This is a genomic window from Micromonospora narathiwatensis (assembly GCF_900089605.1).
GTDB lineage: Bacteria > Actinomycetota > Actinomycetes > Mycobacteriales > Micromonosporaceae > Micromonospora > Micromonospora narathiwatensis.
The window spans coordinates 5,971,101-5,984,480 of the sequence record NZ_LT594324.1; the positions used below are offsets into that span (position 1 = coordinate 5,971,101).

Annotated in this window: 9 protein-coding genes and 1 tRNA gene; 8 read left to right on the forward strand and 2 right to left on the reverse strand. The window is 65.7% G+C overall.

The window, feature by feature from the left end; all coding sequences use genetic code 11:
- Positions 1 to 102: 102 nt before the first annotated feature.
- Together GA0070621_RS26370 and GA0070621_RS26375 are read right to left on the reverse strand one after the other, a co-directional pair.
- Complete coding sequence (locus tag GA0070621_RS26370) at positions 103 to 999, reverse strand: HNH endonuclease (protein WP_167667421.1); 897 nt, start codon at positions 997 to 999, stop codon at positions 103 to 105.
- A 39-nt stretch (positions 1,000 to 1,038) separates the two neighbouring features.
- Complete coding sequence (locus GA0070621_RS26375) at positions 1,039 to 1,521, reverse strand: hypothetical protein (RefSeq protein ID WP_157740065.1); 483 nt, start codon at positions 1,519 to 1,521, stop codon at positions 1,039 to 1,041.
- Between the two features lie 304 nt (positions 1,522 to 1,825).
- Here GA0070621_RS26375 and GA0070621_RS26380 point away from each other — a divergent pair, with 304 nt between their 5' ends.
- The 8 genes from GA0070621_RS26380 to GA0070621_RS26410 all read left to right on the forward strand — a co-directional run bounded on the left by GA0070621_RS26380 (position 1,826) and on the right by GA0070621_RS26410 (position 13,240).
- Positions 1,826 to 3,250 carry a TIGR02710 family CRISPR-associated CARF protein gene (locus GA0070621_RS26380; RefSeq protein ID WP_157740067.1) on the forward strand — a complete coding sequence of 475 codons (1,425 nt, stop codon included), beginning with the start codon at positions 1,826 to 1,828 and terminating at the stop codon, positions 3,248 to 3,250.
- Between the two features lie 275 nt (positions 3,251 to 3,525).
- Positions 3,526 to 7,137 carry a DEAD/DEAH box helicase gene (locus GA0070621_RS26385; RefSeq protein ID WP_167667424.1) on the forward strand — a complete coding sequence of 1,204 codons (3,612 nt, stop codon included), beginning with the start codon at positions 3,526 to 3,528 and terminating at the stop codon, positions 7,135 to 7,137.
- A complete protein-coding gene (locus GA0070621_RS26390) occupies positions 7,134 to 8,309 on the forward strand; it encodes a MarR family transcriptional regulator (protein WP_091200789.1) in 1,176 nt (391 codons plus the stop codon). The genes GA0070621_RS26385 and GA0070621_RS26390 overlap by 4 nt, the downstream gene beginning before the upstream one ends.
- Positions 8,302 to 9,846: a phospholipase D-like domain-containing protein gene (locus GA0070621_RS26395; protein WP_167667426.1), complete on the forward strand. Its 1,545-nt coding sequence runs from the start codon at positions 8,302 to 8,304 to the stop codon at positions 9,844 to 9,846. Before GA0070621_RS26390 ends, GA0070621_RS26395 begins: the two co-directional genes overlap by 8 nt.
- Positions 9,847 to 9,946: 100 nt before the next feature.
- Complete coding sequence (locus tag GA0070621_RS26400) at positions 9,947 to 10,996, forward strand: hypothetical protein (RefSeq protein WP_157740071.1); 1,050 nt, start codon at positions 9,947 to 9,949, stop codon at positions 10,994 to 10,996.
- Between the two features lie 455 nt (positions 10,997 to 11,451).
- Positions 11,452 to 11,539, forward strand: a tRNA-Thr gene (locus tag GA0070621_RS29675).
- Between the two features lie 454 nt (positions 11,540 to 11,993).
- Entirely contained in the window at positions 11,994 to 12,230 is a 237-nt protein-coding gene (locus GA0070621_RS26405) for a hypothetical protein (RefSeq protein ID WP_157740072.1), read from the forward strand.
- Positions 12,231 to 12,232: 2 nt separating this feature from the next.
- Complete coding sequence (locus tag GA0070621_RS26410) at positions 12,233 to 13,240, forward strand: RNA polymerase subunit sigma-70 (protein ID WP_091200797.1); 1,008 nt, start codon at positions 12,233 to 12,235, stop codon at positions 13,238 to 13,240.
- Positions 13,241 to 13,380 lie beyond the last annotated feature (140 nt).

The following is a 13,380-nucleotide window of genomic DNA, read 5'->3' on the forward strand; positions in this document are numbered from 1 at the left end:
AGCTCCAGCAGCGACGATGACAATGCGCCGGGACGGCGTGCCCGCTGTCAACACCGGCTCAGCCTCTTCAGGCGGAGCGAACTGGTACTGGCGAGCGGCCGGCTACGCCCGACGCCGACCGGCCTGTGGTGGCGGCTGGGGATGAACGGACGCCACGTCGCCGCGCACCGAAGCGTCGACCTGGAGTTGGTAGACCAGACGACCGGACGGCGCGGCCGTCGCTTCGCTCCACGATGACGATGCAGAGACGAACACCCGGCCTGCGAGGAGGAACCCCAGTAGCGGCCCAGTCTCCGACTGGAGCTCAGCCAACACCACAGACTCCTCCGTGATCGGGTCCCCCCAGTGCCGAAGCACGGTCAGTCCCAGCGCAATCGGACTGACCGGCACGTCCGCCTTGCGCTTCGCGTCGCGCACCGCGAGCAGTTCGGCCCGCAGCCGATCCGCTGGCTCGCCTTGGGGAACGCCGGCCTTGATACACAGCGCCAGATACATCGACTTGAGTAGGGCCAGGTGGCACCGATTCTGATCCGGTGGCGACACCTCCAGAGTCACATCACCGCCAGCCGCCAGGATCCCGCCGACGGCAGGATCGCAGCGCCCTTCAGGCAGGAAGATGAACTGTCCGTCGGATGTCCACCGTCTCAGCAGCCGGCTCGTCTGCCGCCTGCCGGCGACCGCGTCCGACTGGAAGGACGACGTCGACCAGGCTTCGTCGAACCAGTCGACCAGGTCGGCTTCCAGGAGAGTCCCGAAGCTATTGTTGCACCGGGCGCAGGTCCGGGTCATCCGCGTACCGCCGAGCCGCTGCGGTGGCACGTGCTCCTCCGTCGTCGCCGGGTCACCGCAGATGGGGCAGTCATCGAACATGCGCGGGCGCAGCACCTCGATCAGCCGCAGCGGCACCGTCTCCGTCGGCCCCGGCGGCTCGATCCCGAAGTCCAGCGGGCCGCCGCTCGCGCGATTCACCGACATTGCCTCGGGAGGCCGCTTACGCAAGGGAGCACCCCTGCCCCGACCAGGCAGCGTACGGGGGCATCACAGGACGGCGCCGATCACTGCGTTGATCTGGTCCAGCCCCTGCTGCGCGAGCTGACGCGCTTCCTCTGTCGCCGCCTCCCTTGCGATTGGGAACAGGAAGCCCTTGAGCATGGCGACGCCGCGACGAAGCTGGCCCGGCTCAGGCTGCTCCTGCTGCACCTCGACGAGCACCTCGTTGGCCGCAGCCTCGATGTCCTGCTGATCCCGCGGCGTCAGCCCGTAGCCGGGAAGCTGCTGGAGGATCGTCACAACCGCCTCCGCGAGCGGCTGGAACTCCGGTGAGACCTGCTCGGCAATGTTCTGCTGCTGCGTCACATCGCGGTTGCCCCACGCGAACTGGCCACCCTGAGAAGCGCCGTGGAATACCGGTCCGTGGTTGATCGTCGGGCCGTATCCCTTCTGGTCACGTAGGTAGTCCGCCACGTTGCCCTGCCAGTCGGTCGCGCAGTCGATGCCGTCAGTGGTGATCTCCGCCTGCACTGGACCGTGAAGCTGGTCGACCTCGGTCCCCTTGATCAGCCCCTTGGCGGACAGGTACTCGGCTGCATCTTGGATCTCAACGTCCGTGAATCGGGCACCCCCCCCAGAGCGATCCGTCGTCCTTGCCGAACTCCTCGCCCCTCTCCTCGCAAAGACGAAACGGCGCCGCCGAGTATGCACCACCCGCGCCCGTCCTCGCATAGACGACGGCGCTCCTCCTTCAGCCGCCGAGCTCGTACCTGTGATGCGCGCAGGGCTGTGCCATCTACGGCTTCGTCGATAGAGTTCCTCTCCGATGGGAAGCTTGGACGAGAAACACGCCCGCATGCGGCGGATCTTCCGTGGCGAGGAGAAGTACGGCGAGGGCACGTCGGCGGAGCAGGCTCAGGCCTTCCGGTTGGCCGAGATCTACGACGAAGCCGTCGAGGTCGCACGGACCAACTCCGCGGACGTCGAGCGGCCAGCAGTCGATCTGCTGATCAGCCTTTCTGGGTTCTCCCCGGAGACGACGTTGCTCGCCTTCGCGCTGACCCGGCCGGCAAGGATCTTGATCATCACGTCAGAGGGCACCCAGAAGACGATCGACGCAATCTGGGAGAAGCTCGCTGGCAAAATCAAGTTTTCCGAGGCCCGGCATGTGACCTGCGATCCCGTCGATCCGACCAGCATTTATGACATCGTACTGAAGGAGGTCCGCTCCCTGCTGACCGCTGGGCGGCCGCCGCACGTGATTATCGACATCACTGGCGGGAAGAAGGCGATGAGCGCTGGTGCGGCACTGGCCGCTTCCCAACTGGACCTTCCGATGTGCTACATCGACAGCACTTTCGACCCCGAGATTCGCCAGGCTCTTCCCGGTAGCGAACGGCTATGTGTACTGCCGAATCCGACGGCACTGTTCGGGGATAAGGACTTGACCGCCGCGATGGCCATGTTCCGCAGCGGCGTGTATTCCGGTGCTCATGCACTGTTCGAGAAGCTGAGCGAGTCGATCGCCGAGCCGACCCGGGTGCGGTTCCTGCGTGACCTCGCCGCTCTGTATGAGGCCTGGTGCAATCTCGATGTCGACGGATTGCCGGCGCTGATCGTTCGCGTTCGGGAGCATCTGCGTGAGAAACGGATGGCACTCGCGGCCCCCATCACGCAAAGGATCATGAAGCAACTTGAGTTCGCGGAGGCGCTCGCAGGCCGGGACGGACCGACGATGCTGCTCAACTTCTTCCTTCTAGGCGAGCACTATCGAGTCCAAGGCCGTCATGACTTCGCCGCGCTTCTCTACTACCGCAGCATTGAGAAGGCGTTCGAGGAACGGCTTTCCAGCGAGTTCGGGCTCGACCCGGTCGATCCCGACTACACCAAACTGGGGGATGTGGACGACCTGGCGGCCCGGTATGCCGTATTGACCACCGAGGTATATGGGGAACCGACACCCTCCCTACCCCGCAAGATCGCGCTGATGGATGCAATGCTCCTGCTGTGCCTGAAGGACGACGCGGTGTTGAAGCGAATTGGTTGGACGACACCGTCCTCGATCAGCAGCATGCGTGGTGTCGTTGACACCCGAAACCGGTCGGTTCTCGCCCATGGCACCGCATCGGTGTCAATGGAACAGAGTGTTCAGCTCAGCGGGCGGGCCCGTGCTCTGATGCGGTTCTTTTGGCAAGTTCACGAACCAAACCAAAATATCACTGAGCGTATCGAGACGCTACGGTTCGTTAGCGAGCTCTGATGGCACCGCCCTTACTCGAGCCTGATCAACCGAACACTGGCCACCCACCGCCCATGAGGGTCGCTGAACTCCTGCTGTCCACACAGCAGAGACTGGCTCTACCGGATGACACCACGCTGGATCAGGTGGTCGATGACATGGCCGGCGGAATCTGGATCGCTCGATACCTTTCGTCGGGACAGCGGGGTCCTCGGACCTACCGGCTCGGTGGCTCCCGATTCGAGGCCCGAGTCCGACGTCGGAAGGGTCAGTCGTCGGGTGCCTGGCTGGCCGAGGTGACGGCCATCGAGGTGACGTCCTCGATGCCTCGCCGGTATGACCGCATCGTGCCGGCCGTCGTCTCATTCGAGCCGAACTATCGCGAGCTCGCCTTCGACATGGAAGATCTCCTCAGACAGCTGGAACAGTGGCGCCAGATTCACCAGGGCCGCGTCGTTGCGCCCGCTTCCGAACAGCTCAAACGCACGGTCCACTTGGAATACGGCCGACTGAAGCGGCTCCTGGAGATCGTTGAGCAACGTCCAGAAGTCGCCGAACAAACCGTCTCGGGCGTCGTCCTCTCCGTCGAGGAGGGCCTCGACGGAGCGGACACTGTGGTTCTCGATGTCAAGCCCCCCACGGACCTGGCCGACTTCGACCGCCGCCGGGTGACGATCACGGCCTCGAACGGCGTCACGGTGAACACCAACGTCCAACGAATCCGCGCCGGGCGGATCGCGGTCCGGCAACCCGGTAACTGGTTGCCCAAGCGCGGGACCGAAGTGACCGTCAATCTCGTCAAACCATTCGGGATGCGACAGAACGCTCTTGCTCTCAAGAGCTTTCTCAATGGAGAGGTGGAGGGCTCCTGGGACGATTTGGCCCGCTTGTTGTGTCAGGCCCATGGCCTCACTGCCCAGGGACCGCTCGCGTTGCCCCAGCGGTTCTTCTGCGATGACAGTGACAGCAGCGTGCCCTTGAACGACGAGCAGCGGCGCGCTGTCGCCGGGGCGGTGTCGACCCCGCACGCGTTCCTGGTGCAGGGTCCGCCGGGAACTGGCAAGACCGAGGTCATCTGTGAAACCATCAGGCAATTGACCGCGCGGGGCGAGCGGGTGCTGCTCCTGGCGCCGACTCATGTCGCTGTCGACGAGGTGCTTGGCAGGATCGGGCACAAGCCCGGCGTCCGGCCGCTTCGCATCACCTGGGACGACGACCGGGTGCACGAGTCCGTCCGCGACTACCTCGAGCCCAATGTCGGCGCCGGTCTGAAGGGCCTCGTTGCCCGACCCGCCAAGGGTGCCCGCGACCCGCTGTGGGCCGCAGAGCTGATTCAGGTCGAAGAGCGCATCCAGGATGCCCGGCGAGCGATCTCCGCCATCGCAGACAAGCGCCGTCAGGCGATTGCCCTGGCCCACACGCGGGTCGCGCTCGCGGCGGCCGCCGAACGCCTCGACCTCAGCCGCTCCCGGGCCAGTCAGGAGTTGGGCACTCTGAATGAGGCGGCGAAGTTGGCGACAGCGCGTGTCGACGCTGCCGCTAGCACCCTGAGCCGAGCCGTTCGCACTCACGGTGACCTGCTCACGACGGCTCGTCCGATACTCGAGCCGCTGCCCCCGCTCGCGCGGAGCTGGCAGGCCGCAATGCGAGTAGCCTCGACCGCCGCGATCGCTCTCGACGCCGCGAACAAAGAACTTGACCGGGCAACAGGGCTGCTGAACCACAATGTGACAGAGGCGAGGAACGACGTAGCACGGGCCGGCCTGGATAACCACGCTGTGATGGCACGGCTGGAGGACGCGCTGGCTGAGTTGCGGCGGGCGCAGCTGGACCTGGACAACGCGGTCTCCCATCAAAACCAGCTCGGGCGGATGCTTACGGCAATGAATCTCGGTCGCGTCACTGCCGCTCGCCGCCGGGCGGACGAGGCAGAGGCAGCGGTCACCTACTGGCGGAACCGGTCACGCTCAGCCACGGACTGGCAGCGCGCGGCCGAACGTCACATGGCCGCTGTCGAGGCCAACCGCACCAACGATGTCGTGGCCGCACGCGAACGGGCCAGCAACGCTCGACAGCAGATGGATGCGGCTGTGCGGCAAAGCACCTTGCGATGGACCCGGCTCGCGGAGGCTGCCGGCGACGCTCAGCCTGCCATGACAGAGGTAGCTAACATGAACGAGAGGCGGAGAGTCGCTGCGTTTCTAGCCGGAACGGTTTCGGCTCTCCTCGCCGGGAAGCCGCCAGTAGGCGCGGACCATGGGACGCTGGCCGCGCTGGGATCGGTTGCTCAGATTGCCGGGCAGCTGTCACAGACAGTGACGGACCTCGTTGCGGCGCGCCGGGAGCAGCGATCCGCCCTGGAAGACCAGACCTGGTGCCAGCGGGAGCTGCAGGTGGGAAGAGACCGCATCGAGAGCTCTCTTGCCGCCGCTGAGCAGGATTTCACCGCGACCCAGAGCCGCTACGATGCCGCAGTCAAGCGAGTCGAGAAGATCAGCCAGATCCTTGCCGGGAGGTCCGAGGATCCAGCGGACCACAGCCGGGACATTGAGCAACTCGAGCGTCGCCTACACGTACTACAACGACTTCCGGCACTGCACCAGCGTTGGTACGAGTTGACCAGCGGCCAGTCCGACGACCTGCTCTTGGCCGACATCCGCGAGTCGCTGGTCCGAGCCGCGAACCTTGTGTGTGCCACCACCAAAGGAATCGTCGGACGAGGCAGCCAGGTCGTCCGGTACGCCGACTACGACACCCTAATCGTCGATGAGGCGAGCCGTGTGACCGAGAGCGAGTTCCTCATCGGCGCCACACGGGCGCGTCGGTGGATTCTCGTCGGCGACGAGCACCAACTGCCCCCGCATGTCGATCAGCGCGACGAGCATTTCCTGCACGCGCTGACCGCCCTGCATCGCTTCCACCGCGGCGCCGGTGAGAGCCTCGAAGCCTCCGTGCAATACCTGGCACAGGTCTGGGCCGAAGACGAGGAACTCCACAAGTTCCGAGCCGAGAGTGTGCTGGCCGTCGCGGAAGAGTTAAGTTCCAGCGGTTTGTGGGCCACGAGCTTCCGGGACCCTTTCGAATCGGCGTACCTTCGCGTCCAGTCATCCGGCAACCGAAACGATCCGGACCGGCAGGTCCTCACTGCCATGCTTCGCCACCTGGTGCAGAGCCTGTTCCAGCGGGTGGCTCCCCGGGTTCCCGCCGGCTTGCGGCAGGAGCTCGTCTGGCAGCGGCGCATGATCGAACCACTGGCCCGGATCGTTGCCCAACCGGTCTATAGAGGGCAATACCGGACACCGCCCGCCGCTGATCTCGCTGCGATCGGGCTGACTCCGCTGGTGCTCGCCGAGACGCTGACGCAACCGGTGACGTTCGTCGACACCAGCCACTTTCGGGACTGCGGCGACACGCCACAGGACCACGGCTTCGTCAACGAACGAGAGCAACACTTCGTGGAACGTGTCTGCCGCCTGTACAACGAAGATCTCGGGCGAAGTGGCTCCAAGCCCGTCACTGTCAGCGTTCTGGCGTTCTACCGGGCTCAGGCACAACAACTGTCGCGTCGGCTACGCAGACTGGACCTGCCACACCTTGAGTGGGAGGTCATCGATGTGATCGACCGTATTCAGGGCCAGCAGAGCGATCTGGTCATCATCAGCTTCACCAGGGCACACACCGGGCGGATCGGCCCAGGGTACGGCCAGTGGCTGCAAGACATCCGCCGCCTCAACGTCGCCTTCACCCGAGCACGTCGCGCCCTCGTGTTCGTCGGTCATGGCCCTACTCTCAGCGCGCTCGGTGCCCCCTCCGCCGACGCAGAGCCCAGTCCCGCGCGGATCTTCTACGAGAACCTCTTCAGCCTCGTCGACCAGGACGACGAATTCATGCGAGTTCGCCGGCTATGACGGTCCGCTTCCAGTTCCAGGCCGCACGGCAAACCGAAACCAAGGCAACCGTCGTCGTACAGGAATCGCTCATCGGTCTTGACGTTTGGCCGGATGTGCCGATGGTCCGCAAGTTCGAGGAGGACCTGACCGCAATCGACCGGCTGGTCCTCGAGGCGGCGATAGCCCTGGATCCCGTCCACGCTGCCGAAATCGAGGAGATCACCGGCATTCCGGCCGAAGCCGTGGACGGCATTATCAGTAGGCTTGTAAGCCTCGGCCTTCTCCAGACCGACGGGTACGGCGCGGTCGCGACGGACTATGCCCGGCCCGCACTGGACCAGGCGGCTGCGGTGAGACTGCGCCAGACTCCGGTCACGCTGCTGTACCTCGCGGACACCGACGAGATCGTGGCTCTTTCGTCCGCTGAGGGCCGGCGGGCACCGCGCCTGCACCATACGAAACCGGCCGGCTTCGTCGATGTTCCGCGAGGCGCCGGTCTGACCAGCCAGCACGATCTCATCGCCGAGCGCATCGCGGCACAAGCAATCCGAGGGCTCCCACAGGACATCGTCAGTCCGGTAGTCACCGAGACGCAAATCACCGACGTGTGTAAGCAGTACCGCTGCAGCGGACATGTGCGAGTTGGCTCCGACGGCACGTACCGCGCCTACCTCAAGATCGAAGTAGGGCGCTCCAAACGACTTAATCTGCAGATCCCGTACGCGAACCAGCTGGCCAGCCGGTGGGAGGACCTTGCCCAGCTGGCGGCTTCGGCCGCCGACGCGTGGGGACCCGTGGTGGCGACGAGAACGGGCGGGAGTTGGCTCTACGAGCTGGGCCAGGAGGCAGCCACTTCCGCCGCTGCGGACAGAATCCGGCTGGGCCACCCCGGTGGCTTGCTGATCCATGGTGAACGTGACGTCGTCTACGTCGATGTCGAGTTCGTTCCGGGCGACGAGCGGGCGTCACGTATCTTCGCGCTCCAGCACGCCGTAGCCGAAGTCTCGGCCAGATCGGTCGCCAACATCAATTCCGCAGAGCTGGCAGCCATCACGGCGGCCAGTGCGGAACGGTACGGGCTCCCGACGGACGGTCTGACCGTGGCCCATGTACGTAGCGCGCTGTGGACCGGACAGCACTACCAGCACGTCTACGCCCTGCGACGAGAAGAGGACTTCCCCGGTGAATGATCTTCCGGCAGGCAACCCGGGCCAGATCATCGACCTGGGAAAGCGAACTGTGGAAGGCGCCTTCTTCCTCAGACGCCAGGACGGCCCGCCCATCCGTAGCCCCTTCATCCCCCGCGATACCGGATCACAGGACGGTGTACGGCACTGCCTCACCTACGACGGTGGCGGGTCGAACATCCGCGAGGAACTGGTGCGTCTGATCGACTCGGCGACCCGGCGAGTGTTCGTCGCCACCCTGTTCCTCGGTGACGAGCAGGTCCGGCAGGCCCTCGAACGGGCGGTCGACCGGCTTCAAGGTGGCGTCTATGTCGTCTCGGCGCTCGACGATCGCGGGCTGAACAAGGCCATCAACGACGCATCCGACACCTTGGACGTCGACACCCAGATCGAGTTCCGCAACTTCACTCGGCTGACGACCAGCGGCATCTACGTCCGCGGCTATCCGGGGCTCCACGCGAAGTTCGCCGTCGTGGACGATGCTCGTGCCTTGGTCTCCAGCGCCAATCTGGTCACGCGTTCGTTCACTTGTGTCGGCGAGAACGGCATGGTGCTGGAGGGAGTCGACGAGGTCGCCGTGCTGGCCTGGGCATTCCGGCGCCTGTGGCGGCAAAGTCCGTGGGACATGCCGCCGGCACCGTCCTACCACTCAGTCCGCGACCGGAGCCCGGCCGACGATGCCCTGAACGAGGTCGCCGAAACCGGCCGCCTGCTGTGGACCTGGCAGGACCAGCATCGCATTCTCGACGACATCCGACGGACCATCGACCAGGCCGAGCATGAACTGATCCTGGGCACCTTCAGCATCGGCAATATGACCTTCGACATGCCGAAGGCGCCCGCGCGACCCGAGATCCTCTACGACCCGGTGTGCCGTGCTATCGAACGTGGCGTACGGGTGCGCATGCTGCTGCGTGGCCGAAACCACGTTGAATCGTCACGTGCCGAGGCAGCCGCGTTCCAGGCGGCCGGGGTGAAGATCTACGCGGACACTTTGACGCACGCCAAAGGATGCCTCGCGGATCGCCGTATCGGCTCCCTCTTCTCCGCGAACTTGATGACCACGATGGGCCTGACCGGCGGCATGGAGCTTGGTATGCGCCTCGACGATACGGGTGCACTCGGCGAGGCCTGGCGCTACTTCGAGCACTACATGGCGGAGACCGACCTGGAGCTCGCCGTGAACCCGCTGGCTGGCGTCACCGCCGACCGGCTACTGGCCGACTCGCTGCGACCTTGGCCCCTTCCTGGCCACCGACATGTGACATGCAACGGTCAGACCTGGGCTCAGCTCGCCACCCACACCGGTCCTGCCTTATGGGAGCAGGACGGCGACCATCAACTGGTGTACAGCGGGACGCGCTGCTACCGGCTCAGCGGGGAGGGAGCCCGGTGGCGCATCGAGCCAGCCAAAAGCCCTGCGGGATATCGGAACAGTCGTCAACTGCTCGAAGGTTGGATCTCGCCCCGACGCGGCAACAGATCCGGCCACCCCATCAGTCGCGGCATCTTCGCGCCCGTCCTCAGCCGAGACGGCTGATCCTCGCACCGACAGGCACCCGGACGGGACCTGGCTTTTCGACCGCCACACCCCGTGCTACGGCCGGGAATCCGGTTGCCGCGTCACGGAGGATGGAGTTGTGGAAGGCCACGGCCGGTTCGGCCCAGACTTTGTGACAGCACACCGGGCGACGCACGGCGTGCGCACACCGGAGCAGCGGCAGCTGACCTACGACATCGCGGTCGACCCCGGTTTCGAGCACTGGCGGCGCTGGTACGGCGCGCAACTGGCGCTGCTGCCCAGCCCGCAGGCCGACGCGCTCGCCCGGCGCCTCTGGCTGGACGAGCACTTCTGGCCCGTCACCTTCGAGCTGGCGGCCGGCGCCGCGATCCGATCAGCCGGCTACACCGCCGTGTACGAACACGACCACGGCGGCCTGACTCCCGACTGGACCGCACACACCCCCAGCGGAGAGCTGGCCTTCCTCGTCGAGGTCCACACCGACCAGCCTGCCAAAGAAACCTTCGGGCGTATCCGCGCGTGGAAAGCGCTCGAAAGACGCATCGCGGAGATCCCCGTAGGCGTCGTGCTCGTACTCCAGGGCACCCGGCACCTCGCGCCGAAGCCACCCGACGCAGGAACCGCCAAGAAGATCGCCCGCGAAGTACGCGCCCGACTGCTGGACGGACCCAGCACCGCGAAGATCCACGCACACGGCTACACCCTTGCCGTGCTCGCCGACAGGTTCGGACGACCCCTACAGTCAGCGAACGGGATCCGCGCCCAGTTCGCCGCACCAAGCGGTGTCGCCGGACCAGTCGACGCCAGCCGGCTAGTCAAAGCCGTCGACGAGAAGGTCAGCAAGTATGCAGACCTCGCCAACCATCACAACGTGCCCCTGGTTATCGCCGTCGGATCGCACCGCTTCACAAGCGTCGACCTGGCAGATCTCGACGACCTACTCGCCGGCGCCTCCACGATCGGCTTCCATTTCAACGTCGGAGACACATACATCGGCACCAAGACGGTCAACCCGGCACGGCCTACCCAGTGGACGATGCCGACCAACCTCGCCGGCCTGCTGTGGCTACACAACCAGCCGCCGTTCAACGCCACCGCACGTCCGAACCCTGACGGCCACCGCCAGATGCCACAGCGCCTTGCCCAGATGACGACCGCCGCGCAATAGGGCTTACGACCCCGGTCGCGAAGAGCGAGACGGTGCGGAAGCGAGGAGAATCGGCCAGCCAGGGATGGCGGGATCATGTGGGGGCGGCCGTCCGCCCACCGATGGTCCAGGCAGGCCGCCGACACTGACCTGGGTCGACGACATCTCCCTGGCAGTCACGCCCGCGTAGGTGATCGTTGCTGGCGACGGTGCCCGCCGCCGACTACGCGGCGGCGGGCACAGACCCGCAGGGCTGCTGACCGTGGTCGTTCGCCATTGCAGACGGGACGAGTTACCCGTGCTCGCCCTGGCCGTCGGCGCGCTCGCCCCTTGCTGCCTCTCCCAGGGCACCAACCTGCGCCAGCATCCGTTCGCTGGTGGTGCCGGGCAAGGTGCCCCCGTTTACCCCCCGAAAACCCTTCCCAAGAGTTGACTACCAGTGATAAGTAGCGAGCAACGCTAGACGACGTTTGCGCAGCTCAACGCGAAGATATGACTAGCGATGACAAGCCCGGCGGAGCTACGGATGGTAACCGTGTGTCGCAGGTTCGAATCCTGCCGGGGGCACGTCACAGAACTGTAAACGCGCAGCGCGTCCGACCGATCACTGATCGTAGCGGCCAGTTTCGCGTTCGAGTGGACGTTTAAGGATGCCCCCGGCCGAGCGGCTGGGGGCATCCTCGCGTTGGCTCGATGTACGGGCGCGGAACGCGCCGGGATCGCTGCTACATGTTGACTGGCGGTACGACCGCAGCCCGGCCAGGCTTGGTCGAGGTGACCGCGGGATCGCTCCTATCGCGGCTGCCCACCGAAATTTGGTGTGGCTCTCATCCGGCATGCGTCCTGCCTGATTTCGGCAAGTTGAAGTGGCCCCGGTATCTGGGTTGCGGGGGCGGGCGGTATCTCGATTTGCCCCACTCGCCAGTCGCTGCGAAGTGCGGCACTCTGATTGGGCCTCACCTCGTTTGGGTATTTCCGCCGGCCGCCGTGAACCGGCCGCCGTGAAGTTGCCAGCCCGGTGACGATGGCGTGGTGGAAAGGCAAGTTTCTGGCCCGGGTGATGCTGATGTGGGTCCTGGACGAGGTGTTCATCGGGTACCACGGCGGCCTGTGTCTGACCTGGAGCACCTACCCTGGATCGACCCGACCCATCCGCCCTGACGAACGGCCCGGTGTCAGCGGCTTCACCGATCAGAATTCTTCCGCCACGTCGTCGGTTCTGGTAGCCCCCTCGCACCGGTGGAAGGATTGGTGACCATGACCGACGCTAGACCGCTGGGCGCTGACGAGGCCTCGTTCATCGCGGTGGTTCGCTCAGGCGATACGGCGCGGTTTGCGCTCATCACGGAGCGCCACCGGCGTGAGCTGCAGGTGCACTGCTACCGGATGCTTGCGAACTACGAGGACGCCCAGGACATGACGCAGGAGACGTTCCTGCGAGCGTGGAACAAGCGGGAGTCGTTCAAGGGCCACGCTGCGCTGCGGACCTGGCTGTACCGGATCGCGACGAACGTCTGCCTTGACTTCCTGGAGAAGCGCAATGACCGCACACCCGTACCGTCCGGGCTGGCGGACTCCGGCTCCGAGGTGCTGTACCTGCAGCCGTACCCCGACCGGATGCTCCCCGAGGACCCGCAGGAATCGGTGGTGGCGCGAGAGACGATCGAGCTGGCGTTCATCGTCGCCGTCCAGCACCTGCCGCCGCGGCAGCGGGCGGTGTTCATCCTGCGCGACGTCGTCGGCTGGCCGGCGTCGAAGGCCGCCGACGCCCTCGAGCTGACCATCGCATCGGTGACCAGCGCGCTGCAGCGGGCGCGCGTGACGATGCGCGAGCAGCTGCCCGACCGCCGCCTCGACTGGCGGAGCCCCGCCGCCCACGAGCTGTCGAATGACGAGCGCGGCGTGGTGAAGTCGTACATCGACGCCCATGAGCGCAACGACCTCGACGGGCTGATGTCCCTGCTCCGCGACGACCTGCGCTTCGTGATGCTGCCCGAGGCGGGCACCTCGGTCATCACGGCCAAGGACGCGGTGGACGGCTGGGTCTCCGGTGGGCTCTTCCAGCCCGGCTACGACGACTGGCGCTGTATCGCCACGACGGTCAACCGCATGCCCGCCGCCGCGCTGTACCTCCGCACCCCTGACGACCCGGAGTACCGGTTGTTCAACATCGCGGTCCTGCACATCGTCGACGGGAAGATCGCCGAGCTCACCGGATTCGACGCCACCGACAAACCATGGCTGGACCTGCCCCCGACACTGTGATCAGACAAGTCCCCGTCGTCGACGAGTCCAGCGCCACGGGCCGGCGTCACCGAGTCACCGCGGAATGAGCACCCCGACCAGCTGAACACCAACGCGACAACGCGAACACCACCGCCCCGCCGGCGTTGCCGGCGGGGCAT